Here is a 24066-nt window from a genome sequence, read left to right as displayed (position 1 = left end):
GGCAGGCATGCTGCGCAGCGGCAGGATGGGCGTTTTTAATCAGGCTGTCTGCCTCTGCTGACAGCGCACCGTGCGGGAAAGGCAGGGGATGCGCTTGCTTATCCGGTGAGGCTGTGTGCTATTCTCCCTGACCTTCATTCCTGCCAGGCTTTTGCTGCCATGCGAAAAAACGCAATACGCACCTCTGACTCATCTTTGCTGAAAACGTCGCTCGGCCGGAGCATGGCGCTGTTCATCGTGCTCACCAGTTTGTTCGTGGTGGCGATCAATGCGTGGTCGCTGTGGAACGGCTGGCAGCAGACCATGAGTGAAAGGAAAGATGATGCGCGCAACCTGTCGATTTCGCTGGCGCGCCAGGCCGAAGATGCCTTTCTGCAGGTGGATATCACGCTGGCGGACGCTGTCAGGCAGCTGCGGCAGCGCGGCAATGCTTACGCGGCCACGCCGGAATTTCTGCGCCAGCTGAAAGAGCAGCAGAGCAAACTGCCGCAGCTGCATGGCCTGTTTGTGTACGACACCGAAGGCCACTGGATTGCCTCATCGGGCAATTTTATTCCCACTAACGCCAGCAACGCGGACCGGGACTATTTTCAGTGGCATCTTCACCACAATGACACCAGCCTGTTGATCAGCCGCGTCATACGCAGCCGCTCAACAGGCGATCTGGTGATTCCGGTATCGGTACGCCTGAACGATGAGAAGGGCAACTTCGCCGGCGTGGCGCTGGCCACGGTGCGGGTGGACTATTTCCGCCAGCATTACGGTTATTATGCGCTGGGCGCCAAAGACACGCTTGGGCTGATTCTGGCGGACGCCTCCGCGCTTTATATTCGCCCTTTCCCTGACAATGTCATCGGCAGGGTGCTCTCGTCGAGCCCGCTGTTTAAAACCGAGCTGAAGGCCGCCTCCAGCGGCAATGCGATATGGCGTTCCTCGCTGGATGGCGTGCAGCGGGTCTTCGGTTATGCGCGGCTGGAGCGCTATCCGCTGATTGTGACAGCCGGATACGATCTGGCGACGATCCGCGATGCGTGGATGAAGAGCAATCTGGTCAATGTGCTGCTAAATCTGCTGCTGCTGATTGCGATTGCCGGCATGGGCATTGTGGTGTTCCGTCAGGTTGGCACCAATGTCCGCAACCAGGTAGAACTGACGTTTGTGCGCGATGAACTCACCAGTATCAATCACACCCTGCAATCCCTGGCGCTGGTCGACGGGCTTACCGGGCTGGCTAACCGGCGGCAGTTTGACGCGCTGCTGGATCAGGCGTTGATGAAATCGCAGAAAACAGGCGATCCCCTTGCGCTGGTCATGGTCGATATCGACTATTTCAAACGTTACAACGACACTTACGGCCATGTGGCGGGCGACGAATGTCTGCAGGATGTGGCGAAAGCGCTGAAAAGCTGCGTGCAATATCACGGTGACGTGGTGGCGCGTTACGGTGGCGAGGAGTTTGCCATCATCCTGCCAAATACCGACTTTGCGGAAGCAAAAATTGTGGCTGAACAGGCGGTGGGCGCGGTGAGAGAGCGGGGGATTGCGCACGAAAGTACAGAACTGGCATCCGGCCTGGTGACGGTCAGCGCCGGTTATTTTGCGCTGCTTTCCCACGGTAACGCGGCCGAGGCGGAACAGCTCAAACGCGAGGCTGATCAGGCGCTCTATATGGCGAAGCGCAGCGGGCGCGATCGGGCTTATGGCCAGGGCTGAGGCGGTGGACAGTCACGCGCCTCCGTCTTTGCCGCTCTGCTGCAGCGCGGCCGGCGATTCGCAGAAGACAGGCGAGACAACCGCCAGCCTCTGCCCGGCAGCATACGGAGCCGCACCGTAGCGCCTTACTGTATGCTGTTGATAAATCGGGCGTTGCTTAACTGCTTCGCGCTGGGCTGTGCGGATTGTCCAGATATAACGGGAACGCACTGCCTGCGCTGGAAATCACGTGCCCGCCGCGCCGGGCGTTTATGAAGCGGTCAGGGACGTAACGCCATGTCGATCGCCGCTTCACAGTGAATCAGTGTGGTATCGAACACCGGCACGCTGACGTTATCCTGATTGAGCAGCATGCCCACTTCGGTACAGCCGAGTATGATGCAATCCGCACCGGCATCGATTAAGCGCTGCGCAATTTCAACGTAAAGCGCGCGGCTGGCTGGCACCACGTTTTCTTTGCACAGCTCTTCGTAAATGATGCGATGCACATCGGCCCGGTCCGCAGCTTCAGGCACCCGCGGCTGCAGCGCAGCGGCTTTGAGACGATCAAGATAGAAGGGCTGTTCCATGGTAAACGCGGTGGCCAGTAAACCGGGCGTTTTAAGACCCTGTTTAACCACGCGGCTGGCAGTGGCATCAGCAATATGCAGTAACGGGATAGTGACGTTGACCATCATCTGATCGGCCAGTTTGTGCATGGTGTTGGTCGCCAGAATGATAAAATCTGCGCCGCCGCGCTCCAGTGCCAGTGCTTCGGCGTTCAGGATTGCACCTGCCTGGTCCCACTGACCGCTGGCCTGTAACTGCTCAATACGGCTGAAATTGAGCGAACGGATAAGTAACTCCGGGGAATGCAGTCCACCGAGGCGCTGGCGCACTCGTTCACACAGCTGCCGGTAATAAATTTGCGTTGAGGCGGCGGACATGCCACCCAGTATGCCGATGGTTTTCATCTGGTTTCTTCGCGGTCAAAGGTGAACGGAGTCAGCAACGCGCACATTGCGGATGCCATAAAACGACAGCAAACCGGCTGCGTAAGCTGTCAGAGCTATACCGCATAGCCAATGCCGGTACGTGTTGCCGGCAAACCCGTGGCGTAGCCGAAGCTGCCTCAGTCTGCTAAAAGCGCCTGAATTTGCAAAACGTCTTTTCCTCAGCTGGATGGGTAAACTTATCGCGAACGAGGTTAAGAAGAAAGTCGCTGATAAAGCCAGGTTTAGGTATCTTTCTTCTTAACAATTTCCTGGCTGCGGGCCTAAGATTGGAGTCTGCCTTAAGTGCGCATAATCATGATTATGTTAAATAATTATCTTAAATGACTTTTCACCCTCTCACCTTTTCATTTACGTCGAAAAGCCACTGGGCAGCGGATTTTGGGTTCAATACCGGTCAGAGGATCAAAATGTTCCCGGAGGCGGGTCAGTTGAGTATCCTGCTGGCTGAAGAGTGATTGGCAGATAAAAAATCCCGTGAACACTTTTCGATTCATTAATTGTTCACGGCTTATATGTCGGCTATACCAGCATCCGTCATGAATTTCGTACCGATATCACCGCGATATGGTACAGTCGCTTCCATCCATAAGCTTGAATGACAAATATCTGAAATAATTGAGATTTACAACTGATACGCCTGTTAATTTTTCCCTGAGGCGCTTTTTCAGCTCATTATGCCATTTTACCCAATGGTATCAAAGAGCCACCGCAATAACCGCTGTAGTCTTCGGGACGGATACATCTGCCACAAAAACCATCGAGCACGGACAACTGGTCATACGGCCGCTGGCTGAACGACAGGTAAAAACATCCCAGCACGCTTGAGCCGGGATCTTTGTTCATTCAATAGGAGTTGCTATATATCCATCAAGGATATAAACATCTTCAACCTTACAGTCCGGATATATCCATTTAACCCAGTTGGTAATAACCCATTCTGTACTTAATGCTCTACCTTCAATTGACGCGCTTTCGATTGGTAAAGTTATTAAAATCAGGCCAGCTTTGTGACCAGAACATACAACTATGCCATGAGTTTCAAATAAATCTATGACCATAAAATCAACCCATTCTTCATATGGCCAAACAGCAGGTAACCTAAAGATAGTTCCTCGCTTGATAGATTTATTTTTATAATCAATAAGTTTCATTATTTCACCTTCAAATCATGACCACCTGATTTATCTACACTGTTAGGAATTTTTTGCATAGAGAAATCAACTTCGCCCAAATGCTTACTTTCGGGCTCACAGCTTCAAATCGGCCATGCTGGGTATCAAGTGACCTGCTCCCCGTTGATTAATACACCGTGATGTTAGTAATGTCTTCATAAGTCACATGAGGACGTCCCCATGAAGAAGCGATTTTCCGACGAACAGATCATCAGTATTCTCCGCGAGGCAGAAGCCGGGGTTTCGGCCCGGGAACTCTGCCGCAAGCATGCTATTTCAGACGCCACCTTCTACACCTGGCGCAAGAAGTTTGGCGGCATGGAAGTCCCCGAAGTGAAGCGGCTCAAGTCGCTTGAAGAGGAGAATGCCCGCCTCAAGAAGCTGCTCGCTGAAGCCATGCTGGATAAGGAGGCGCTTCAGGTGGCTCTGGGCCGAAAGTTCTGACGACAGACCAGAAGCGGGAAGCCGTGGAAGTCATGTGTGAGGCCGCAGGTCTGTCGCAACGTCGTGCCTGCAGGCTGGCAGGCTTGCCCCTGTCGACCTGCCGTTATTCGGCTCAGCGTCCGGCTGCTGACGCGTTGCTGTCCCTACGCATTACAGAGCTGGCACTTGAACGCCGCCGCTTTGGCTACCGGCGCATCTGGCAGTTACTGCGCCGGGAAGGCCTTCACGTCAACCACAAGCGGGTATACCGCATCTATCATCTCAACGGCCTGGGTGTAAAGCGCAGGCGACGCCGCAAGGGGCTGGCGACTGAGCGGCTTCCGCTTCTTCGTCCGGATGCGCCGAACCTGACATGGTCAATGGATTTTGTCATGGATGCTCTTGCCAGCGGCCGCCGGGTTAAGTGTCTGACCTGCGTGGATGATTTCACGAAGGAGTGTCTGACGATCACCACGGCATTCGGGATTACAGGCGTTCAGGTGACACGCATTCTGGACAGCATTGCGCTGTTTCGTGGCTATCCTGCAACGATAAGAACTGATCAGGGTCCGGAGTTTACCTGCCGTGCGCTGGATCAATGGGCCTTTGAACATGGTGTTGAGTTGCGCTTAATCCAGCCAGGCAAGCCAACGCAGAACGGATTTATTGAGAGCTTCAATGGCCGCTTCCGGGATGAATGTCTGAATGAACACTGGTTCAGCGATATTCTTCATGCCCGGGAAATCATTAATGACTGGCGGCAGGATTATAACGAGTGTCGACCACATTCATCTCTGGATTACCAGACGCCAGCTGAATTTGCAGCAGGCTGGCGAGACGGGAAATATGAAGAAAAACCAACCGACATTACTAACTGAAGGTTGTATCTAATCCTGGGGGCAGGTCACAAGTGCATATAAATTGCCATCTGCTCCTCGATAGACATCTCGATTATTTAGTTTGGTCAGCTTATTATCTTTCACCATACCTTGTTCAACGACAACCTTGTTAACTGTTTCTTTTATAATAGCTACTTTTGGAACGCTTACATGCAGCGTTGCCTGCGCGTTTTAAGGGCACTTTATTTTTTGCGCTTATTACTGCGCTTCCGCTTACTCCAACCGCTTTCGTCTTTGGGCCTTGTGCCGCCTGCGCTGAGGCCGGTTTTTCATCCTCCAACTTAGCACCAACATGACCGCAACCTGGGGGCAACTGGCTCTGCGTATCATCCAACTTGCGGTGGCTACCTTCGCCATCCTCTACATTCAGCAGCCCGCACAGGTGGTTTTCCTCGCCGCTACCACCGTCCCACAGCAGCTCATAACGCAGCAGGTGGCCCCGGCTACCGCCATGTAACAGCAGATATTCCAGCTCAGTCAGTCGCATACAGTGCACCTTAAGCTGGTTATCACTCCAGTTCGTCCGTGCAAGGATATCACGCCGGGTGAACCGTACCTCTGACGGCTGGCAGTGCTGCTGCTCGGCCATTTCCTGCACCATTTCTTTTATCAGCAGTAATAACTTTCGCGTCTGTGGCGGCATCTCGTCCAGCGTCCGCCCCAGCACCTCATGTGCCAGCCGGTTCGCCAGTGCGATATCCGACGGCACCACCTCGATATACTCCAGCCACTGCCCGCGATGCTCAACCCGCTTCACCTCACGCTGATACTGGTACAGCAGAGCGACACTTTGTATCAACGTCAGGTACTTCATATGGTCTCGCCGGGTGCGTGTTTTGTCACTCAGGAAGGTAAGCTGCTCTGCGTAAGGATTGACCACCTTTACGGCCGTAACAGCCGCTGTGCGTTCTGGTGCAACTTCGTAAAGTATCCTCTGTCATTCGACTGCAGCAGCCCTTCCAGTGTCTGTGCCCGCCGCTGCATCGCATGTATCGCCTCGGTCTGCGCCCTGGATTCGTTCACCGTCAGCACCAGACAGCGATTCAGCAGCTCTTCGTCCACATCGCTGGCCGTGGTGGTTAGCATCAACATCACCGCCCCTTGAACGCGAACTCCCGCGTCACCAGCTCGCCGCTGGCTTGATCCTTTCCCGTACTGGCGATTTTCAGTTCCCCGTCCGACTGCAACAGCTTCAGCGCATAAGCTGCCTGCCTGACGCCCTCCTCCTCTGCTATCGCCAGGATTTTAGGAAGGTTGAGGTACTGTGTGAGCAGGGGGAGTTGATCATCCGGCTGGCTGAGGAGTGATAGACAGGTAAAAATATCCCGGCCAACAGAGCCGGGATTTGCGTATGTCACTTGGGATTTAAAGACGAGGCCGGTTTCTCTTTCGACATAAGACATTGCCCCACGCCAATAATAATCCCGTTTCCGATTGATATTTCGGTCCCTCTGATTAAGTCATTTCGATCAAAATCAAAATCACCAACTAAATAATAGGATGCCAGAGATAAAAGTAATCGACCACCCACAAGAATAATGAAAAGGCCAACTGTCCATGAAGTGACCAATAATAATAATAGTTTAATTTTCTTATTCTGCATCACTCTTTTTCTCCAATTTCTGCTGAAATTTTTCGGCCAGATTCTGTGCGAAATTTCCAGGATATTCAGAACCAGCAGATTCAGCTACTGCTCCTGTTATTTTAGGCATTGTAAATTGAGGAATTGTGGCTTGCAGTTTCTCAACTCCTTTACCTATCGTTGCGCCTCCAGGGGTTCCTAAACCTGCTCCGATCATCGGCGCTACAGCATCTTTCCCCTGCAATTTAGCTCCTGCATAGGCACCAGTAACACTTGCTACTTCAGTAAACCAGAACCCTTTACCCTGAGTTAATCCACTGATCCCTGTGGCTATAAGCGCATCTGTGGCACTGAATGGTCCCCCGCTGTTCAGCTGATTAAATACATTAGCCGAACCACCGATTGCACCTGCACCGACAACACTTCCCGCTGTGGCTGGCAAAAGAACAGGAGCCACAACTGTAGTCATGCCTGCACCCCACGCCGTTAATAAGCCGGTTGCCGCATTCTGTCCGGCAGGTAATTCACTCGTCACCAGCTTGTCAGAAGCATACTTAATTTGCTCTGGCGTTGCCGGGTTCAGCACTTTGCCATTCTCATCAGTGAGGTTGGTATTATACACCAGCGAACCCTGAGCCTGAACATTATTCCAGAAGCCAGTGCCAAAACTATCCAGGCCACTCAGCGCATTATTCTCAACTACCTATTACAGCCGCTGTCCCAGCCTTAACCTCAAGGGTAACTGGCTGGAAGAGGCGGGGTTTGCGACCGATACGCCGGTTACCGTCACCGTTGAGGGCGGAGGGCGGACAGCTGATAATACGACCTGTTGAGTAACGGATAAAATATCCCGGCTCATATTAGCCGGGATATTTATTAAGGCCCTTGCCATAACAGCCTGGCTCTTAAACTATCGGGTGCCATTTTAAACAATGACTTAATATATTCTATGTGCTGATTATAATTAGGCGATATGTCCGCGTTACATTTCTCAAAATAATATTTAGCCTGGTTATTTAAAAAACATAAATCATGCTCACTAAAGTCTGAGGTAAGCAGCGTATGCATAAGGTTATGCACTAACTCAGCTTCAAAATAGCATGATATATCTCGCCCCTTGTCTTTCTTACCCAATGACTGGATATTTCTAATGTAAGGCAGAGCAAGAGATAGCATTTTTACATATATCTCATTCTTTTTCATAGGAATAAATCCCCCATAAGATCATCAATTCCTTGTCGGCATAGGTTTAGCTCCTACTGGAGCATTCTTTGTCTGAGTCCATGATCCGTTTTGCAATAATTTGTCTATGTAAGATTTATCTCCTGTCTTTTTATATATTTCCTGAGCGGCTACCATCCGATGGTTACCTTCCGATATATAATGATTTGCCTTACTATGTTTACATCCAGCGATACGGCCTTCAGGAGCATTAAATCTATAATTAGCCTTGACTTGATTTGGCACTTCCCAACGTTCAGTCATCCCATTATTCCTCAAAGCTTAATACTGCCTTAACGCCTGATTTTTAGCTTTTTGTTGTTACAACTGATATTTTCCTATCGATCACAACATTACCATCAAAACTATCAAATGGAACTGGTCTGTTTTTCCAGCCTCATCAATTCGCTCGATCGTTGGAGCCTCTGGAAGTCACCGCTGCGCCCGGTATGCTCCGGTTGCAGCGGCGGGAACTGGATGTTTTCAAAGCGTAAAAGCAAAAATACCGGCCAGTTGGCCGGGATTCATCATCTGGTTTTGAAAAAAGTAACTTAGCATCATTTAAACCAGGTCTATTAGCCCCACCTGCAAAATCAGGATCTTCAGACTGAACAGGATCATCTTCCCATTCACAGATCGGGCAGATCTCGTAACTGCCTAATTCCCCGATTGTCTTATTACCACAACAAGGGCAAGGGTAAAGTTCATTTTCCGTCATTGTTTGCTCCAGTACTCCATACCTTTTTCCGGCTTAAACATTGTTCCTGGAACACCGCTGGCATCTTTAGACGCAAACGTATTTGTTGCAGGATTGTAATATAAAGTGTCTCCGTTAGGGCGAGTTTTTATCAACGTATCAGAAGGAGGTTTAGTTACAAAAGAATGTGCTGCTTCTACCTACTGCCTGGAGTTCTGATATTGAGGGAATTCCTTTTTATCTTTGTCCCAGTGATCATAAGCATTTGAAACAGGTTCTTTTTTCTTAGTTTAGACGCTTCAGCGAGATCACCCTTAGCCAACGCATCCTCTGCTGCTTTTAAACACGCCCGAGGCAATACGCTCGCCCGGTATCAGAGAAGCGGCCACGTTGAGATAATCCAGCGCTGACTGTGCCTCCGCTGCACTTTTTATAGTACCCACTACAGGCACAAAGTCAGCAGCCGTTGATACCGTGTCTTTCAACGCTTCACGCCGTTCCGTGTACATCTGCACCGAGCAGGCTTCAGCGCTCATTCCGGAGCAGTTTTCCTGCTTATAGCGTTCGTTTTCGGCTGCCGCTATGAGGCGGGGTCTGCACAACCTACCTCAAATTTTTTTGCATCAACTACAGAATTAGATATCGTCTGTGTGGCAAGAGCATCGGGCATTTTCTTTCCTGGCAGGAACATACCTGCCAGCATTCCGCCCGTTGCCTCCAATGCAAGCTGGTTACCTTGAGCGGCTTCTTTCATCTGCTCAGCAACCGCTGTCCAAGTATCACTCTTCATCAACGCAATAACAGTACTGCCGCTGCTTGGTTCTTACCTGGCAAGCCATTTGGCGCTTTATCGCAGTAAATGTCTCCCGTTGCACAGGCCGCCAATGCCATAGCACCATCAACAATGTAATCCGCCCCACCTAATGCCGCATCGCCGGTATCAGCAAGAGCATTAATAATACCGATCGCAATAGAAGATGTTGTACCCTCGCCAGGTTTATCCCTGAGCTGATTTTTCAGGGATTCAGCGGCTTGTTTAACGGTTTCACGCGCTGCATCACCGTTCAGCGAGTTATTCTCCACGCCTATCAGACTTGCTGAACATTCAGTTTCGGGGAGTCGTCCGGCGACTCCCTCCGCGAGTCATGCGGGAGTCATCACTTTAAAATACACGACTCTCCTGACGACTCAGTAATATTTAACCTTATGATTTTTAGAAAGATAGTCATGTGTGACTCTACGGCGAGTCACTGGCGAGTCGTCACAGAGTCGCAGACGACTCTGATTGACACATTAAAAAATTTTACTTTGCAATTCAAAAAACCTAACACACTGATTTTAAAAACTAATCAGAAAAATGTCTATTTTGCGTGGGGTGTGGAGATTTTGAGGTGAGAAGCAAGCTATCGTAAAATAGCCTGCCGGGGTGGATTCAGTATTTACAGCTAAAAAGGCGGCAATAAAAAAGCCTCTATAATAACCAGAGGCTATTTTAAAGATGTATATTACTTATCGTTCCTTTCGGATCAAAGAATCATACTCCCCAAACTCAGGGAATATATCATAATTCCCTGTCACATCGACTGTTGTTTGACTCTCTTCTAGTTTATAGGGGTTAAACTGTTCTTCCCTTACCACAGCACTACCATCTTCTTTAAAGATATATGTAGTACCATGCGACACATTTAATATACCTGCACCTTCGCCTTCGTGTTCAGCAAACTCTCGATAAACAGCCATTGATAGAAAAAGACCTCCACTTTCTAACAATTGAAACTGATACATTAGATACTCTTTTTGCTGCTCATCCAAGAAGCCAACCCCTACCATTTTTTTGTTTTTTATCACTTCTAAAAAACACGTTGGCTCTTTATCTGAATCAATAAGCACTGTATATGGAAGGCCGCGAGAATGTAGCTTCCTGGCCTCATTTTCAGTCAATGGGGTTATTGGTTCTTTGTAACCAACAGACCATTTTTTGCAATAAAAAATCTTATGCCTCATTTATATACCTTTCCGTTAGTATCACGAATTATCACGTTAGCTTGCTTAGCTGAGTCAAGAACAGATTGTGGAATTGGCTTAATTTTCGGGGGGATTTTCAGAATATTTGGACTCTGTAATTTTTTACCACCTAACCTCTTCATTTCTTAAGAAAGTTGATTAGTACGATCTAATATGCGATACGAGCCGCACAACGCGGCGAAGAAGAGCTTTGCAGGCGCGCGGCGAGCTTCGCATTCAGAAGGTTCTGTTGTAACGGCCTGCTATTTTGCGGGATGTATGCAGCACACGCAGGATACGAACCACGGTTTCTTCTGCAACATAGATAATGATGAACGGGAAGCGGGGGACAACCAGCTTACGCTGTTTCGCAGTTTTTCCGGCCTTGACGCCTGCCTGCGGGTTTTCCCTGAGGATATTAACCATGCTGACAAGCCTGTCATCTGCCATGCTGGCTACCGACACCCCGGCTTCCTGATACAGATAACGGAAGATCGCTTCTCTGTCTGCCTTTGCCTGGATCTCCCACTGAACGTCTGGTGTCACAGCTTACCTCGCGCTGCCTGCGCTTTCAGTTCATCCATGTGGCTGTTCATTTCATCATCGCTGATGAACTGGCTTTCACTTGCATCATAGCGACTGAACGCCTGCGTTATCTGCTGTTCCAGCCAGACATCGTGCTCACTATCCTGATACTGCCGTTCTTCTTCTGCAAGTTCTTCGGCTCGCTGGCGCATAAGTTCAGTCAGACTCATTTTCTGACGTTCTGCTGCCTGCATCGCCAGGCGCTTCGTTTCATCATCTATTCTGAAGTGGATTGTGCTCATCTTACACGCCTTTCTGTGGTGTCGTTTGTGGTGTCATTATGACCTTTATTTTTTTACCTGTCAGGCTTTTCTTCTTCCCGCTGCTCCGACGGATGCGTACTCCCATGCAGCGCCTGAAGCGCTTTTATACTCATCTGCGTACTTTCCACGCTTCTATGCCCCAGCATCGCCTGGATCCATCTCAGATCTGCGCCGTTCTCCAGCATCTGCGTCGCCATCGCATGGCGGAACAGGTGGCAACCCCCCTTCTTTATTCCCGCCGCTCTCAGGTAAGGCACGAATGCCAGAGTGATACCGTTCGCCGTTAACCCTGCCAGCCCATCCATCGCCAGGAACAGTGCCCGACAGTCTGAACTGCCAGGATGTTTGGGCGAACCTGATGCAGATAACGGTTCAGCCATCCTAACGCACGCTCACCCACCGGGATCACCCGGTCTTCCTTGCCTTTGCCTTGCACGATGGTCAGGATTTTTCGGCTGAAGTCCGCACTGTAGATCTCAAGGTTGGCAACCTCGCCACGCCTTATTCCCGTTGACCACAGTAGTTCAGGTAACGCCCTGTAATGTGCTCAAGTCGCACAGGGTCACGATCTCCTCTACCTGCTCTACGCTCAGTATCGTGCGCGGCAGGCGTTTTTCCAGTCGCGGCAGCTCAAGGTCCGCCGCCGGGTTTGCCAGGAAAATGCCCTGTTTCGCCAATCAGCTGAACCACACCTGTAGCGGCTGGAGCGTGGTGCGCTGGGTGCGGCTGGTCAGCGGCTCACCGTTTGGCTTGCGGTACTGATACAGATAACGCTGGCAACTTTCGAGTACTGGCCAGGTCACTTCTGCGGCATAGCCGATACCCCGTTCCGTTGCCCAGCAGAAAAAGCGGTAGCTGTGATGGGTCTGTACTATGGAATCAGGTGTCGGGGCGCAGCCCTGACCTGGCCGTTTTGGAGTACCGTCACGGACGGCGGTACTCCAAAAACACATCTTGTCTGATTGTAAAAACGTAGGGTAGAAAAATCCCGCCAACGATAGGCGGGATATCCGGGTTAACCTTTGCAGCGACTCAGTGCATGGCGAAGGCCTGCACCGATTTCTGCGGGGGAACTGTCTGCAGGAAGAATAACATCTTCAATGCCATCTCCTTTTGTACTTCCCCATGCTTCCAGTTTTTCATGGCGAGTGGGCCGTATGATGATAACTCCATTCACACAATGAATAATGCAATGTTTCATATATTTGAATAAAGCGCGTTTGGTTTTATAACCGTATTTATCCATCAACATGGCTATCCAATACGCATACTTCTCCTTACCTTTCTCAAGATCAAAAAAAGCAACACGATCCTCTAAATTATTCAGTGTCCGGCTATTGGATAAAGCCTGTAATATAGTTTCACCGACACATTCGTCGTCAGCTTCAGGTAGTAGTAAATGGGGAGGGAATAGTGGATCTGCACTAGTTATTCCTAATCCTGATTGAGTTTCAATGAGTAAAAACTCATTAGTACAATAACAAGTTGCCCAATAATCCTGTTCTTTATTAAATTTCATCTATAGACACTTCCCATTGTACCGATGTACTGATCATCAAGTTTCTCGTCGTAGCTGCGGCCCATCGCCGCCAATTCCTGACGCATTCCCTTACAGGCTGATGAAGAAAGATTCTTACACGCAGAGTCCAGAGCAACATCAAACGCATCACTTTTGTTCTGCAAGTCGCTTACCAGTTGTTCTGCTTGTGCCTTCCTCTCACCTTTCAGATACGGCAACGACCATTGTGCATCCTGTCGTTGCTTCTCATCCTTGGATCGTAACGCATTATTCTCAACCGCATTCTTACTCGCCATCGCTCCGGCGCCTGAGCCCATTTAACTGCCCCATAAAGTGAAAATCCCGGCTCGATAGCCGAGTTTGTTATTTAGGAAAGAAGCTTGAACAGGTCATTTCTGAGCTGATCTAATTCATCATTTTCACTCATCAAGACCTGTCCGTTTCTATACAGCACGAGATCGTTTAAAGATCCCATACCGGCATAGAGATTTCGAAACATGTGCCTGGTATCATCAGGATTAATTGTGTATTTTTTAGCCAGCCTAAAAATACTGGCTGACCATTCTGCATAACCACCTGGCTCTAACAAAGTAGCCATGCGCTCCAGTGTTGTTTTCTCAATAGTCATTTTAATGCCTTAATCTCAATAAATTCAGCACCTTTAATCACCCACGCCTTTGGAATAACAATCTGCTGAGTTCCACCAACGTATAAACCATTTTGGGAACCAACCTCTCCTGTAAAACGAGGTAGTTACTTTGGCTGGACGCGATTCCAAGTCAGAACTCCGCGCAACTGAAGCAAAAGAACCCCAACGGCATGAAGGGCAACCCGTCGCAACTCACACTGAAGGGCCGCTGGATGGAAGATCTCGGCTTTAACACCGGACAGCCCGTTATCGCGGCTGGTGATTGAGGCGGAGCTTAAGATCTGACAAGCAGATAAAAATGTCGGCCTGTTAAGGACCGAGGTTTTTTAATTAAACGCACTCAATATAGGAGTTCGTCATTAAATAACACCGTTCAATTCATTCAAGAAAAAATTGAAATTTTTTTCTGCCCTTTACCCTGATCTCTATCTTTATTTTTCTCAAATAGTTCAATGATAATATCAAAAGCAGATCCCGATTTTTTCCGGGAAACGACTGATTTTTTTTCAATGGAAACACAAATCGCAAGCCATCCCTGAACTTAACATGTCCCAAAGGGCATCAGTATTATTACCGTAACATGCCCCAAAATCTAAAGCGTTCGCTAAAATCGGACTCTTAAATCCACTTCATCACCATCTATTGCGACATTGTGGCACATACATGCCCAAGATTATTTCCATTTTCCTGTTGATGTCGCCGTTACATAATGATCTGTAGTGATTTACAGTAATCCATCGTTAGAATACAACAAGCGTGTACCTGCTTGCTCTTCTCTTGAAACGGTATTATTTAATCCAATCTCAGCTTCATATCAATACCGGCCTGGAGCTGAAGATAGCAAATTTGTTGTATCATGGAATACATCATCTCCTGTCTGCCCACCAGAAACCTAATTGTAAGCGAGATGATGCAGGAAACGTTTACGTCATTACCGGCCCCGCGCCGTTTTGCACCGGGACCGGATAACACGGGGTTATTGCTGCGCCAGCTGTTTCAGCAAACGCTGCGCGGTTTCTGCTGAAGAGCCCGGGTTCTGGCCGGTAATCAGCAGGCCATCCTGCACCACATAAGAGCCCCAGTCTTCCCCTTTTGAATATTCACCGCCTTTGGCGATCAGTTCATCTTCCACCAGGAATGGCACCACTTTAGTCAGACCGACGCCCTCCTCTTCGCTATTGGAAAAGCCGGTGACCCTTTTACCCGCTACCAGCGGCTGGCCTGAGGATGCGGTAACATGGCGTAGCACGCCTGGCGCATGACACACCAGCGCAACCGGTTTTTGCGCGGCGATAAAGGCTTCAATCAGCGCAATGGAGTGAGCATCTTCGGCCAGATCCCACAGCGGGCCGTGCCCACCGGGATAAAATACTGCGTCATAGTCCGCGGCAGAGACCTGATCCAGCGGAACAGTCGCGGCCAGCTGTGCTTTCGCTTCTTCGTCCCGGGAAAAACGCCGGGTTTGTTCCGTCTGCGCATCTGGCGCATCGCTCTTGGGATCCAGCGGTGGCTGACCCCCTTTCGGTGAGGCCAGCGTCAATGTGGCGCCCGCGTCTTTAAAGGCGTAATACGGCGCAGCCAGCTCTTCCAGCCAGAAGCCGGTTTTGTGTCCGGTATCGCCTAACCGATCGTGTGACGTCAGCACTAACAAAATCTTCATGGTTCCCCTCCGTATGTTATTGGGCCGTATTAAACGTAGCCCATGAACGCGGCTTCGGGGAGCGAACTCATCAGTTGAGCACACAATGCGCGGCGTTTCGCTTAGCAGGAGAGAAATCAGCTACGCTGGCCGATGGAGCCGCGCACCACCATCCAGCTGTCGAACGCCGGTAGCGCACCGGCTGGCTGCTGGCGGATGTGACAAATCAGGCGCCGCGCCGCCTCACGGCCCATCTCGTACACCGGCTGCGCCACCACCGTCAGCGGCGGCGTCATCAGCTCTGTCCAGGGAAAATCATCGTACATTACAAAAGAGATATCGTCCGGCACACGCAGGCCGCGCCGGGCCAGGCCGCGCAGCATGCCCATGGCAATCAGGTTATCTGAAGCGATCAGCGCACTGGGGGGGGCTTTTAGCGTTAGCAGCGCGGTGAGGATCTGCTCAATATGCGCTTCGTTAATGGCATTCAGACGAACCAGCGCCGGGTCCAGCGTCCGGCCCGCTTCGTTATGTGCATCAATCATGCCCTGCACGCGCTGCGCCACTGGCGTCGGCCCCAGCGTCATGCCGTGCGTATAGGGAGCCGCGATACGCATACTGGAGATGTAAGCGATACGTTCGTGACCGGCACGCAGCAGCCGTTGCGTTGCCTCTTTGGCCACCGGCAGAAAGTTGGCCTGGATGGTCTCAACCGGCAGGCCTTCCACGGCGCGGTCAAAGGTCATTAACGCCCGGCCCTCGGTCAGCACCTGATTGAGATGGGCGTTATCCTGCGCCAGTGAACTGCAGGGCGCGACGATAATGCCATCCACGCGCTTGGCCAGCATCACGCGCACGGCTTCCCGCTCCTCTTCCACCGTCTCATCACTGTTACTCAGCAGCAGATGAAACCCGGCCTGACGGGCAACATCCGCCATGCCACGCAGCGCCAGGCCAAAGTGTGGGTTTTCAATGTCACCGACGATCACGCCGATGGTGTTGGAACGCCCGGTATTCATGCTGCGCGCCAGTTCATTCGGTCGGTAACCCAGCGCCTCCGCCGCCTGCGTTACGCGGGCGAGTACATCCTCGCTCACGGAGCCATAACCGCCCAGCGCTCTGGCCGCCTGGGCTTTTGATACCCCTGCCACGCGCGCGACATCGGCCACTGTCGGCCCCCGTAATGGCTGTTTTTTTGTTGTCATAATTATTTCGAATCACAAGTTGATAACATCGTAATTGACGCTGCAGAACGCGTGTGCTTAATATCAGTATATCCATTTGAGACCGGTCTCACAACCAGCACCGGTTTCATTTTGACCTTCATTGAGACCGGTCTCAACTCTAACTCACCGGCTCAATGGACTCTGAAGTTTCACCTGCAAAGACGGAAGAGCCTTATGACATCGCATACACGTTTTACCTCTCTGACCGCCGCACTGTTTGGCACCGCAGTTATGCTCACGGCCAGTTTTAGCACCCTGGCGGCAAGTGATAACAATCCATATGGGCTGATTGAACCGGGACACCTGCGCGTGGCCAGTCTCGGCGATGCCAAACCTTATACCTTTACCGACAAAAGCGGCAAATTCACCGGCTTCGACGTCGAGTTTTTTAAAAATGTGGCTCACCGCATTGGCATCGATCAGGTGGATTTTGTCGGCCAGGATTTCTCCGCCATCCTGCCCGCCGTGGCTAATGGTCAGTACGATGCCGGTGTGGCCGCTATTGGCATTACCCCGGCGCGCGAAAAGACGGTGGATTTCTCAACCGGCTATCTGGCGGGCTATCTGACGGTGCTGACCCGCAGTGATTCCGGCGTGAAAGACGTCGCGACGCTGACCCATAAACGACTGGGCGTGATTCAGGGCACGCTGCAGGAGAGTTATGCGCTGCAGCATTTTAAGCAGACCGACCTGGTGCGTTTTCCGGATAACAACGCTGCCGTTTCGGCGCTGAATAACGGTACGCTGGATGCGATGTTCCTTGATTACGAAGCGGCGAAAGATTATGCCACCCGCTTTAAACTGGCGACAGCGGCGAATATCCCGTCGTTTGATGCGCCGGCCGGCGTCGCCATCGCCAAAAACAAGCCGGCTTTTAAAGCGGCGCTGGATAAAGCCATCAAAGAGGCGATGCAGGACGGCACCTGGAAACAGCTGTATGAAAAGTGGTTCCCCGGCTCGCCGATGCCAGAGCAATATCTGCCGCATCATCCGTAATGTCCGCGCACGCTGTGCGCATGCCTGCATCCGGTGATGGGGAACGCCTGTCACCCGTACAAGAGAAACGGCTATGGATCTGATCACTGTTCTTTCGCGTACCTTCTTTGATATTCCGGCAATGATGGATGTCCTGCCGCAGTTGCTGGCCACCGGCCTGGTCAACACCATCATTATTTCCGTTGCCGCCACGATACTGGGCACCTTTTTCGGCCTGATCCTGGCGCTGATGGGTATCTCTCCTTCGCGCTGGCTGCGCGTGCCGGCCCGGCTGTATACCGACCTGTTTCGCGGCCTGCCTTCCATTCTGACCATTCTGCTGATAGGTCAGGGACTGGCGCGATTCAGTTACCAGCTGTTTGGCCCGACGCCCTATCCGCTTGGCATCTTTGCCCTGAGCCTGATCGCCAGCGCCTATATGGGGGAGATTTTCCGCTCAGGTATTCAGAGCGTGGAACAGGGCCAGATGGAAGCCTGTCGTGCGCTGGGCATGAGCTATGGCCGGGCGATGCGGCTGGTGATCATTCCGCAGGGAATTCGCCGCGTGTTACCCGCCATCGTTAACCAGTTTATCGCCATCATCAAAGACTCCTCGCTGGTGTACCTGCTGGGGCTGATGACCGGACAGCGTGAGCTGTTCCGCGTCGGTCAGGATGCCGCAGTGCTGAGCGGGAATCTCTCTCCGCTGATGCTGGCAGGACTGTTTTATCTGGTCATCACCGTACCGCTGACGCACGCGGTCAACTACATCGACATCCGCTATCGCACCGGACGCCGGCGCGCCTCGGCACCACAAAGCGGCCTGAAAGAAGTGGATGAAGTTGAGGTAAAACGCGCGATTGCGCCGACCGCCTCCCTGAGCAGCGAACGAGGACACTAAGATGACATCTGCTTCTGCCTTTCACGGTGCCAGCCTTGAGCTGCGCAATCTGACGCTGGCCTACGGCCCGATTGAGGTGCTGCGTAATGTCTCGCTGAATATCGCACCCGGCACCACTACCTGCATTATCGGGCCTTCCGGTTCCGGCAAGTCGACGCTGCTGCGCGGCATCAACCGCCTGCATGAGCCCAAAAGTGGCGATGTTCTGCTGGCGGGGCGCTCGGTGTTAAAAGACAAACCGGACGCACTGCGGCTGCGTATCGGCATGGTGTTCCAGCACTTCAATCTGTTCCCCGATCACAGCGCGCTGGAGAACGTGGCGCTGGCACCGTGGAAAGTTAAAGGCCGGCCAAAAGCGGAAGCGCTGGCTATCGCCCGGCAGCGGCTGGCCGAAGTCGGCCTGGCGCAGCGCGCCGATCATCGTCCGCGCGATCTCTCCGGCGGACAGCAGCAGCGCGTGGCGATTGCCCGGGCGCTGGCCATGGAGCCGGAGGTCATGCTGTTTGATGAAGCCACTTCGGCACTCGATCCCGAGCTGGTAAAAGGCGTGCTGACGCTGATGGCCGACCTCTGTCAGCGCGGCATGACCATGGTGGTCGTCACGCATGAGATGGGCTTTGCCCGGCGCGTTGCTGACCAGGTGGTGTTTATGGATGAAGGCGAGATTGTCGAAGCGGGACCGCCCGACCAGCTGTTTGAACGGCCGCAATCTCCTCGTTTACAACGTTTTTTATCGGAGGTGCTGTGATGGCACATCGCACCCTTTCAGGCCCTGTGCGCACGGCGCTGGTGGGATTTGGTATTGCCGGGAAGGTCTTTCACGCGCCGCTGATGGCGCACAATCCCGATTATCAGCTGGCAGCAATCGTCACGCGCGACGAACAGCGCGTGGCTGCCGCCCGGCAGCTGTATCCGCAGGCGCGGATCGTGCCGGACTGGTCCACGCTGCTGCAATTAATTGATAACGGGGAGATTGCCCTGGATCTCATTGTGCTGGCTACGCCGCCGGCGCAGCACCGTGAACAGGCGCTTGCGGCCAGCGCGCGCGGTCTTCATCTGGTGGTAGACAAACCTTTTGCCCCGGCAGTGCAGGATGCGGAAGCGATGATCGCCGCCGCCCGCCAGGCCGGTACGCTGCTGACGGTGTTTCATAACCGCCGCTGGGACGGGGATTTCCTTACCCTGCAGCGCCTGATTCGCGAAGAGGCGTTTGGCACCGTCAGAAGTTTTGAATCCCGCTTCGAGTGGTGGCGTCCCGCTGGCTTTGGCAACTGGCGTGACACCGTCACACTAGCCGAAGGCGGTGGCCTGCTGCTGGACCTGGGCAGCCATCTGATCGACCAGGCGATACAACTTTTTGGCCCGGTAGAGACCGCCAGCGCTGAGCTGGCGCGGCATTCGGGCAGCGCATCTGACAGTGATGAAGACTGTTTCGTCTCTCTGCTGCATCGCAGCGGCGTGCGCTCACGGTTGTGGATGAATGGCCAGGCTGCACTCAATGCACCGCGCTTTCACCTGTTGGGCAGTCGCGGCGCGTTTACCCATTTTGGCCTGGATAACCAGGAGCCGCAGCTCGCCGCCGGGATGTCACCGGATGACAGCGAGTATGGCGTCACGCCAGCGGCCGGCGCTGCACAGGCAGGCACGGCGGAGTCACAGCATGCTGTCCCGCTGCAGCGCGGCAACTATCCCGCTTTTTATCAGCTGCTGGCCGGTGCGCTGAAGCACGGTACTCCCCCGCCGGTCGAGGCCGAAGAGGCACTTGCCGTGCTGGCGCTGATTGAACAGCTTCATCAGCATCATCGCGTACGCCGTGCCTGATCGCCTGACTTTCAACAGAAGGAAGTAAAGAATGAGTGACAAATCTGCAGTAAAAACCGTTGTGGTGCTGGGTGGCGGCATCCTGGGGATTTCAACAGCGTGGCAGCTGGCTAAAGCCGGTGCGCGCGTGACGCTGGTAACTGAAGCGGAACTCTGTTCCGGCGCGTCCGGCCGTTCGCTCTCCTGGCTGAACTCAGCCGGCGAACGCTCGCAGCCTTATCACGCGCTGCGCATGGCGGGTATCGATCGCTATCGTACGCTGTTTGCCCGGCACCCCGATCTGCCGTGGCTGCGTTTTGATGGCGCGCTGTTCTGGGCCGCGGACGATGCCGCAGGCACCCGTGCGCGCCACGCGTATGAAAAAGCGCAGGGCTACGATTCACGCCTGGTCACGCAGGATACCGTGAGCCAGATTGATGCGCAGGTCAACCGCACCGCGCTGGCAGAGGTCGCCATTGCTAACCCGGGTGAAGGCTGGGTCAGCCTGCCGCACCTGGCGGAACATCTGGTGCAGGCATTCCGGGCGGCGGGCGGTGAGGTGATTGAACATGCCGGTCGCGCCAGCGTGATAACCACCGACGGGCGGGCCACTGGCGTGCGCAGCGAGCAGCGCGGCGAGTTTACAGCGGATCGGGTTCTGGTGGCCTGTGGCCCGTGGACGCCGCAGGTGGTCGCCCCGCTGGGCGTGCACATCCCTGATGGCTCCCCGGTTTCGATGCTGGTCACCAGTACGCCACAGCTGCATGCGGTGAAAGTGGTAATGAACACGCCGCGTGCCGCTATCCGTCCCAATCCAGGTAACACGCTGGCGGTGGATCATGACTGGTATGAAGAGGATATCGTGGCGCACGCCGATGGTCAGTACAGCATCGACGAAGCCGTGATTGACAAACTGATGGCGGAAGCGGGACATCTGGTTGGCGATGGCCAGCCACTGACCGCCGCCGGCTGGAAAATCGGCCTGAAGCCTATCCCGGGTGACGGTGAGCCCGTCGCCGGCGAACTGAGCCGAGTGCCAGGCTGCTTTGTGGCGTTTACCCATTCCGGTGCCACCCTGGCGCTGATTCTCGGTGAGATTCTCGCGGAAGAGATGCTTTGCGGTACGCGACATCCGATGCTCGCCAGTTTCCGTCCGGAACGCTTCCACGCTTAACCTGTGCTGCGCCACCGCTGTGTGGCGCACTTTTTCTGCCCGTTTCTGCCCCTCTGTTTTCGCCGCTGCCGTCACGCGCAAAAAAATCCTTTTTTTGTGTAAGAAATCCGCCGCTGTACCGACTTAACCGGTACGAAGCGCGTATGGCTTCGGTTATCCGATTTCAACCCAACCCCACTGTAAGAAAAGGAACTTAGCATGAAGAAGAACTCCACTGCGGCTTTACTGGCTCTGACCGTTAGCAGCGTCCTGGCAGGCGCAGCGACCCCGGCAATGGCCGCTTCAGCGGCACAAACCGAGAAGTGCTACGGCGTTTCGCTGAAAGGCAAAAACGACTGTAAAGCCGGGGCCGGCACCTCCTGCGCTGGCACCGCGAAAATGGATTATCAGGGTAACGCCTGGAAAATGGTGCCGGCCGGCACCTGCGTCACCCTGAAATCCCCGACCTCTGCGACCGGTTTCGGCCAGCTGGATGCGTTCAAAGAGAAAGCCTGATCCGCTGATACAGGAGTAGTCATCATGAATCTTTCCCCTCTGGCTGCTGACGTGAATGCCGCTGCGGTAGCTGCTCCTGTGAACCGATGCCTGCCCGCTCAGGCAGGCATCGGCCTGAAGCCGGCGCACATCGCAGAGCTGCTCCGGCAGCCTGCCGCAACGGGCTTTGTTGAAATTCACGCAGAGAACTATCTGGTGGCCGGCGGCCCGCTGCACAGCGGCCTGCGCGCAGTTTGCGAACATTATCCGCTCGCTGTGCACGGCGTCGGGCTGTCGATTGGCGGCGAAGCACCGCTGGATCGTGATCACCTGAAACAGGTGGCAAGCCTGGTTGAACGCTATCAGCCAGCCGTCTTCTCAGAACATCTCGCGTGGTCCACGCACAGTCACGCTTTTCTTAATGACCTGCTGCCGTTGCCATACACCAGGGAAACGCTGTCGCGGGTCTGCGATCACATCGATCAGGTGCAGGAGGCGTTACGCCGCCCGATGCTGCTGGAAAACCCGTCAACTTACGTGGAGTTCAACGCCTCAACCCTGAGCGAAACCACCTTCATCAGTGAGATTGTGCGCCGCACCGGCTGCGGTTTACTGCTGGACGTTAACAATCTCTACATCAGCGCAGTGAATCATCATCGCGATGCGCAGCACATGTTGTCTGAGCTGCCGCTGGATCGGGTAGGCGAAATCCATCTTGCAGGCTACGCCGAAGCTGTGGATGACGCCGGTGACCGCCTGCTGATTGATTCGCACGATCGGGCAGTAAGCGATGCGGTGTGGGCGTTGTACGAACAGGCGCTGGCCGGCACCGGCGCGGTCGCCACGCTGATTGAATGGGATGGCAACGTGCCTTCGCTGGCGCGTTTGCTGCAGGAGGCTGCCCGCGCGCAGAGCGTAATCGATCGGGAGGCGTGCCATGCAACGCGCCTTCGCTGAAGCCCTGCTCAACCCGGAAGCCGCCCTGCCAGCGGGATTAACGGTCTGGAATGGCAGCGATCCGGCTGTGCGTTTTGCGATCTACCGTAATAACGTTATGGCGTCGCTGGTTGATGTACTTGCGGATAATTTTCCGGTGTTACAGGCGCAGGTTGGCCGCGATTTCTTCCGCGCCATGGCTGCCGCGTTTATCCGCCAGCATCCGCCCGCGTCGCCGGTGCTGGCATCCTATGGCGGACAGCTGGCCTCGTGGATGGCGACTTTTGCGCCCCTGGCGTCCTGGCCCTGGCTGGCCGATATGGCCGCGCTGGAGTTTGCCTGCGTGGATGCACTGCATGCCGCTGATCGCGACAGAGAAACCGTAACGCTGTGCGCGGGCTTCGATCCGGAGAGCGACGGGCTGGTGCTGGATCCGTCGCTTCGGGTGGTGACCTCGTCCTGGGCCATTTTCAGCATCTGGTGTGCGCACCAGACGGAGGATGCACAGGCTGCGGTCGATCCGCTGCAGGCAGAAAACGTGCTGCTTTTCCGCCTGCAGGATGACGTCAGGCTGATGCCGGTCAGTCGCGGTCAGGCAGCGTTCGTCCGCGCCCTGCTTAACGGCAACACGCTGCTGGCCGCGCTTGACGCGGTGGTAGCGACCGGAGAACCGGCCGATGCAGAGCCGCGTCTGCTGGCGCTGCATCAGCATGGGTTAATAATAAAAACACAGGAAAAACAATGTTAAATACACTTCACCAGGGAATTCACTTTAGCGAGCGGCTGATTAAAACCGCACTGCTGCCGCTGGCCGCGCGTCTTGGCCTGGCCGCGACCTTCTGGCTCTCAGGGCAGACCAAAATTACCGGGCTGCAGATTGATATCCTCGGCGGGTCGCCGCTGCAGTTCGGTATTCCGCAGGTCACCGACGGGGCCATCGCGCTGTTTCAGCAGGAGTATCGTCTGCCGCTGCTGGACCCGGCGCTGGCGGCAACGCTGGCCGCCGCCGCGGAACACATCCTGCCGCTGCTGCTGCTGATCGGGCTGGCAACGCGCGTCTCCGCGCTGGGATTACTGGGCATGACGATGGTGATCCAGCTATTTGTCTATCCCGATGCCTGGCCGCTGCACCTTACCTGGATCGCCGCGCAGCTCTATCTGCTGATCTACGGCGCCGGCAGGCTATCGCTGGATCAGCTGCTGCCGCGCCGCCGTTAAC

The 24066-nt window shown here is 53.7% G+C and carries 30 protein-coding genes and 3 pseudogenes; 13 read left to right on the top strand and 20 right to left on the bottom strand.

Annotation, left to right across the window (positions count from 1 at the left end; genetic code table 11):
• Positions 1-222: 222 nt before the first annotated feature.
• On the top strand, positions 223-1713 hold the full coding sequence (locus D8B20_RS18680; protein WP_261388119.1) for a sensor domain-containing diguanylate cyclase: 1491 nt from the start codon (positions 223-225) through the stop codon (positions 1711-1713).
• A gap of 260 nt (positions 1714-1973) precedes the next feature.
• Here D8B20_RS18680 and D8B20_RS18675 read toward each other — a convergent pair whose 3' ends face one another.
• Positions 1974-2666, bottom strand: coding sequence for an aspartate/glutamate racemase family protein (locus D8B20_RS18675; RefSeq protein WP_145891103.1), 693 nt, complete (start codon positions 2664-2666; stop codon positions 1974-1976).
• An 881-nt stretch (positions 2667-3547) separates the two neighbouring features.
• Positions 3548-3859 (bottom strand): Imm45 family immunity protein, encoded by a 312-nt coding sequence (imm45, locus tag D8B20_RS18665; RefSeq protein WP_145891099.1) that lies wholly within the window; start codon positions 3857-3859, stop codon positions 3548-3550.
• Positions 3860-4060: 201 nt separating this feature from the next.
• Between imm45 and D8B20_RS18655 the strand changes: the two genes are divergently transcribed.
• Positions 4061-5181 (top strand): IS3 family transposase gene (locus D8B20_RS18655; protein ID WP_145886803.1). Its coding sequence is split into 2 segments (ribosomal slippage): positions 4061-4319 and positions 4319-5181, totalling 1122 coding nucleotides; the frame shifts between segments, so codons are not numbered across the junction.
• A gap of 130 nt (positions 5182-5311) precedes the next feature.
• Here D8B20_RS18655 and D8B20_RS18650 read toward each other — a convergent pair.
• Positions 5312-6449 (bottom strand): annotated as a pseudogene (locus tag D8B20_RS18650) (DNA primase); the annotation flags it as partial.
• 345 nt (positions 6450-6794) lie between these two features.
• Complete coding sequence (locus D8B20_RS21900) at positions 6795-7406, bottom strand: hypothetical protein (protein WP_261388118.1); 612 nt, start codon at positions 7404-7406, stop codon at positions 6795-6797.
• Positions 7407-7443: 37 nt separating this feature from the next.
• On the opposite strand from D8B20_RS21900, the gene D8B20_RS18635 reads away from it, so the two are divergent.
• On the top strand, positions 7444-7617 hold the full coding sequence (locus tag D8B20_RS18635; RefSeq protein WP_145891095.1) for a SymE family type I addiction module toxin: 174 nt from the start codon (positions 7444-7446) through the stop codon (positions 7615-7617).
• A gap of 43 nt (positions 7618-7660) precedes the next feature.
• Here the strand turns inward: D8B20_RS18635 and D8B20_RS21895 are convergent, their stop codons facing one another.
• The 13 genes and pseudogenes from D8B20_RS21895 to D8B20_RS18570 all read right to left on the bottom strand — a co-directional run bounded on the left by D8B20_RS21895 (position 7661) and on the right by D8B20_RS18570 (position 13701).
• Positions 7661-7987: a zinc ABC transporter substrate-binding protein gene (locus tag D8B20_RS21895; protein ID WP_145891093.1), complete on the bottom strand. Its 327-nt coding sequence runs from the start codon at positions 7985-7987 to the stop codon at positions 7661-7663.
• Between the two features lie 24 nt (positions 7988-8011).
• Positions 8012-8269: a ParB N-terminal domain-containing protein gene (locus D8B20_RS18625; protein WP_145891091.1), complete on the bottom strand. Its 258-nt coding sequence runs from the start codon at positions 8267-8269 to the stop codon at positions 8012-8014.
• 286 nt (positions 8270-8555) lie between these two features.
• Positions 8556-8723 (bottom strand): annotated as a pseudogene (locus tag D8B20_RS21890) (CPCC family cysteine-rich protein); the annotation flags it as partial.
• Between the two features lie 293 nt (positions 8724-9016).
• Positions 9017-9238, bottom strand: a complete 222-nt coding sequence (locus D8B20_RS18610) for a hypothetical protein (protein WP_261388117.1) — start codon at positions 9236-9238, stop codon at positions 9017-9019.
• Between the two features lie 44 nt (positions 9239-9282).
• Positions 9283-9492 carry a hypothetical protein gene (locus D8B20_RS21975; protein ID WP_315901195.1) on the bottom strand — a complete coding sequence of 70 codons (210 nt, stop codon included), beginning with the start codon at positions 9490-9492 and terminating at the stop codon, positions 9283-9285.
• The gene (locus D8B20_RS21970) at positions 9492-9785 is read right to left on the bottom strand and encodes a hypothetical protein (protein ID WP_315901193.1); all 294 of its coding nucleotides are present in this window, start codon (positions 9783-9785) and stop codon (positions 9492-9494) included. The genes D8B20_RS21975 and D8B20_RS21970 overlap by 1 nt, the downstream gene beginning before the upstream one ends.
• 426 nt (positions 9786-10211) lie before the next feature.
• Entirely contained in the window at positions 10212-10706 is a 495-nt protein-coding gene (locus D8B20_RS18600) for a lytic transglycosylase (RefSeq protein WP_145891087.1), read from the bottom strand.
• Positions 10707-10943: 237 nt separating this feature from the next.
• Positions 10944-11252, bottom strand: a complete 309-nt coding sequence (locus D8B20_RS18595; protein ID WP_145891085.1) for a type II toxin-antitoxin system RelE/ParE family toxin — start codon at positions 11250-11252, stop codon at positions 10944-10946.
• The gene (locus D8B20_RS18590) at positions 11249-11533 is read right to left on the bottom strand and encodes a damage-inducible protein J (RefSeq protein WP_145891083.1); all 285 of its coding nucleotides are present in this window, start codon (positions 11531-11533) and stop codon (positions 11249-11251) included. Before D8B20_RS18590 ends, D8B20_RS18595 begins: the two co-directional genes overlap by 4 nt.
• Before the next feature lie 53 nt (positions 11534-11586).
• Positions 11587-12426: pseudogene (xerC, locus tag D8B20_RS18585) on the bottom strand (site-specific tyrosine recombinase XerC); the annotation flags it as partial.
• Between the two features lie 143 nt (positions 12427-12569).
• Positions 12570-13073, bottom strand: coding sequence for a contact-dependent growth inhibition system immunity protein (locus D8B20_RS18580; protein WP_145891081.1), 504 nt, complete (start codon positions 13071-13073; stop codon positions 12570-12572).
• Positions 13070-13369, bottom strand: a complete 300-nt coding sequence (locus D8B20_RS18575) for a DUF6862 domain-containing protein (RefSeq protein WP_145891079.1) — start codon at positions 13367-13369, stop codon at positions 13070-13072. Before D8B20_RS18575 ends, D8B20_RS18580 begins: the two co-directional genes overlap by 4 nt.
• A 71-nt stretch (positions 13370-13440) precedes the next feature.
• Positions 13441-13701 carry a DUF6966 domain-containing protein gene (locus tag D8B20_RS18570; RefSeq protein WP_145891077.1) on the bottom strand — a complete coding sequence of 87 codons (261 nt, stop codon included), beginning with the start codon at positions 13699-13701 and terminating at the stop codon, positions 13441-13443.
• Positions 13702-13892: 191 nt separating this feature from the next.
• On the opposite strand from D8B20_RS18570, the gene D8B20_RS18565 reads away from it, so the two are divergent.
• Complete coding sequence (locus tag D8B20_RS18565; RefSeq protein WP_145891075.1) at positions 13893-13988, top strand: SymE family type I addiction module toxin; 96 nt, start codon at positions 13893-13895, stop codon at positions 13986-13988.
• Between the two features lie 240 nt (positions 13989-14228).
• Here the strand turns inward: D8B20_RS18565 and D8B20_RS21885 are convergent, their stop codons facing one another.
• The 3 genes from D8B20_RS21885 to D8B20_RS18550 form a co-directional block, all read right to left on the bottom strand.
• The gene (locus tag D8B20_RS21885) at positions 14229-14333 is read right to left on the bottom strand and encodes a barstar family protein (protein WP_261388123.1); all 105 of its coding nucleotides are present in this window, start codon (positions 14331-14333) and stop codon (positions 14229-14231) included.
• 365 nt (positions 14334-14698) lie between these two features.
• Positions 14699-15382: a type 1 glutamine amidotransferase domain-containing protein gene (locus tag D8B20_RS18555; protein WP_145891072.1), complete on the bottom strand. Its 684-nt coding sequence runs from the start codon at positions 15380-15382 to the stop codon at positions 14699-14701.
• Positions 15383-15498: 116 nt separating this feature from the next.
• Positions 15499-16566 (bottom strand): LacI family DNA-binding transcriptional regulator, encoded by a 1068-nt coding sequence (locus D8B20_RS18550; RefSeq protein ID WP_145891070.1) that lies wholly within the window; start codon positions 16564-16566, stop codon positions 15499-15501.
• A gap of 195 nt (positions 16567-16761) precedes the next feature.
• On the opposite strand from D8B20_RS18550, the gene D8B20_RS18545 reads away from it, so the two are divergent.
• The 9 genes from D8B20_RS18545 (at position 16762) to D8B20_RS18505 (ending at position 24065) form a co-directional block, all read left to right on the top strand.
• Positions 16762-17583 carry an ABC transporter substrate-binding protein gene (locus D8B20_RS18545; RefSeq protein ID WP_145891068.1) on the top strand — a complete coding sequence of 274 codons (822 nt, stop codon included), beginning with the start codon at positions 16762-16764 and terminating at the stop codon, positions 17581-17583.
• A 73-nt stretch (positions 17584-17656) separates the two neighbouring features.
• Positions 17657-18463 carry an amino acid ABC transporter permease gene (locus tag D8B20_RS18540; protein ID WP_145891066.1) on the top strand — a complete coding sequence of 269 codons (807 nt, stop codon included), beginning with the start codon at positions 17657-17659 and terminating at the stop codon, positions 18461-18463.
• A gap of 1 nt (position 18464) precedes the next feature.
• A complete protein-coding gene (locus D8B20_RS18535; protein WP_145891064.1) occupies positions 18465-19211 on the top strand; it encodes an amino acid ABC transporter ATP-binding protein in 747 nt (248 codons plus the stop codon).
• Entirely contained in the window at positions 19211-20284 is a 1074-nt protein-coding gene (locus tag D8B20_RS18530; RefSeq protein WP_145891062.1) for a Gfo/Idh/MocA family protein, read from the top strand. Before D8B20_RS18535 ends, D8B20_RS18530 begins: the two co-directional genes overlap by 1 nt.
• A gap of 31 nt (positions 20285-20315) precedes the next feature.
• Entirely contained in the window at positions 20316-21437 is a 1122-nt protein-coding gene (locus D8B20_RS18525; protein WP_145891060.1) for an NAD(P)/FAD-dependent oxidoreductase, read from the top strand.
• Positions 21438-21635: 198 nt separating this feature from the next.
• A complete protein-coding gene (locus D8B20_RS18520; protein WP_145891058.1) occupies positions 21636-21932 on the top strand; it encodes a BufA1 family periplasmic bufferin-type metallophore in 297 nt (98 codons plus the stop codon).
• 24 nt (positions 21933-21956) lie between these two features.
• A complete protein-coding gene (gene bufB, locus D8B20_RS18515) occupies positions 21957-22868 on the top strand; it encodes an MNIO family bufferin maturase (protein WP_145891056.1) in 912 nt (303 codons plus the stop codon).
• Complete coding sequence (locus D8B20_RS18510; protein WP_145891054.1) at positions 22849-23595, top strand: HvfC/BufC N-terminal domain-containing protein; 747 nt, start codon at positions 22849-22851, stop codon at positions 23593-23595. The genes bufB and D8B20_RS18510 overlap by 20 nt, the downstream gene beginning before the upstream one ends.
• Complete coding sequence (locus D8B20_RS18505; protein ID WP_145891052.1) at positions 23589-24065, top strand: DoxX family protein; 477 nt, start codon at positions 23589-23591, stop codon at positions 24063-24065. The genes D8B20_RS18510 and D8B20_RS18505 overlap by 7 nt, the downstream gene beginning before the upstream one ends.
• The last annotated feature ends 1 nt before the right edge of the window (position 24066 follow it).

This window comes from Candidatus Pantoea soli (assembly GCF_007833795.1).
GTDB lineage: Bacteria > Pseudomonadota > Gammaproteobacteria > Enterobacterales > Enterobacteriaceae > Pantoea > Pantoea soli.
This window is presented reverse-complemented; position numbering and strand designations above follow the sequence as displayed.

What these genes read in the sequence shown, in the direction of transcription:
- D8B20_RS18550 (WP_145891070.1), bottom strand. Translation starts at nt 16,566, where the DNA reads ATGACAACAAAAAAACAGCCATTACGGGGGCCGACAGTGGCCGATGTC.
- D8B20_RS18535 (WP_145891064.1), top strand. Translation starts at nt 18,465, where the DNA reads ATGACATCTGCTTCTGCCTTTCACGGTGCCAGCCTTGAGCTGCGCAAT.
- D8B20_RS18520 (WP_145891058.1), top strand. Translation starts at nt 21,636, where the DNA reads ATGAAGAAGAACTCCACTGCGGCTTTACTGGCTCTGACCGTTAGCAGC.
- D8B20_RS21975 (WP_315901195.1), bottom strand. Translation starts at nt 9,492, where the DNA reads ATGAAGAGTGATACTTGGACAGCGGTTGCTGAGCAGATGAAAGAAGCC.
- D8B20_RS18610 (WP_261388117.1), bottom strand. Translation starts at nt 9,238, where the DNA reads ATGAGCGCTGAAGCCTGCTCGGTGCAGATGTACACGGAACGGCGTGAA.
- D8B20_RS18575 (WP_145891079.1), bottom strand. Translation starts at nt 13,369, where the DNA reads ATGGCGAGTAAGAATGCGGTTGAGAATAATGCGTTACGATCCAAGGAT.
- D8B20_RS18625 (WP_145891091.1), bottom strand. Translation starts at nt 8,269, where the DNA reads ATGACTGAACGTTGGGAAGTGCCAAATCAAGTCAAGGCTAATTATAGA.
- D8B20_RS18570 (WP_145891077.1), bottom strand. Translation starts at nt 13,701, where the DNA reads ATGACTATTGAGAAAACAACACTGGAGCGCATGGCTACTTTGTTAGAG.
- D8B20_RS18590 (WP_145891083.1), bottom strand. Translation starts at nt 11,533, where the DNA reads ATGAGCACAATCCACTTCAGAATAGATGATGAAACGAAGCGCCTGGCG.
- D8B20_RS18680 (WP_261388119.1), top strand. Translation starts at nt 223, where the DNA reads ATGGCGCTGTTCATCGTGCTCACCAGTTTGTTCGTGGTGGCGATCAAT.
- imm45 (WP_145891099.1), bottom strand. Translation starts at nt 3,859, where the DNA reads ATGAAACTTATTGATTATAAAAATAAATCTATCAAGCGAGGAACTATC.
- D8B20_RS18600 (WP_145891087.1), bottom strand. Translation starts at nt 10,706, where the DNA reads ATGAGGCATAAGATTTTTTATTGCAAAAAATGGTCTGTTGGTTACAAA.
- D8B20_RS18510 (WP_145891054.1), top strand. Translation starts at nt 22,849, where the DNA reads ATGCAACGCGCCTTCGCTGAAGCCCTGCTCAACCCGGAAGCCGCCCTG.
- D8B20_RS18545 (WP_145891068.1), top strand. Translation starts at nt 16,762, where the DNA reads ATGACATCGCATACACGTTTTACCTCTCTGACCGCCGCACTGTTTGGC.
- D8B20_RS18565 (WP_145891075.1), top strand. Translation starts at nt 13,893, where the DNA reads ATGAAGGGCAACCCGTCGCAACTCACACTGAAGGGCCGCTGGATGGAA.
- D8B20_RS18580 (WP_145891081.1), bottom strand. Translation starts at nt 13,073, where the DNA reads ATGAAATTTAATAAAGAACAGGATTATTGGGCAACTTGTTATTGTACT.
- D8B20_RS18525 (WP_145891060.1), top strand. Translation starts at nt 20,316, where the DNA reads ATGAGTGACAAATCTGCAGTAAAAACCGTTGTGGTGCTGGGTGGCGGC.
- D8B20_RS18505 (WP_145891052.1), top strand. Translation starts at nt 23,589, where the DNA reads ATGTTAAATACACTTCACCAGGGAATTCACTTTAGCGAGCGGCTGATT.
- D8B20_RS18555 (WP_145891072.1), bottom strand. Translation starts at nt 15,382, where the DNA reads ATGAAGATTTTGTTAGTGCTGACGTCACACGATCGGTTAGGCGATACC.
- D8B20_RS18675 (WP_145891103.1), bottom strand. Translation starts at nt 2,666, where the DNA reads ATGAAAACCATCGGCATACTGGGTGGCATGTCCGCCGCCTCAACGCAA.
- D8B20_RS21895 (WP_145891093.1), bottom strand. Translation starts at nt 7,987, where the DNA reads ATGAAAAAGAATGAGATATATGTAAAAATGCTATCTCTTGCTCTGCCT.
- D8B20_RS18540 (WP_145891066.1), top strand. Translation starts at nt 17,657, where the DNA reads ATGGATCTGATCACTGTTCTTTCGCGTACCTTCTTTGATATTCCGGCA.
- bufB (WP_145891056.1), top strand. Translation starts at nt 21,957, where the DNA reads ATGAATCTTTCCCCTCTGGCTGCTGACGTGAATGCCGCTGCGGTAGCT.
- D8B20_RS18530 (WP_145891062.1), top strand. Translation starts at nt 19,211, where the DNA reads ATGGCACATCGCACCCTTTCAGGCCCTGTGCGCACGGCGCTGGTGGGA.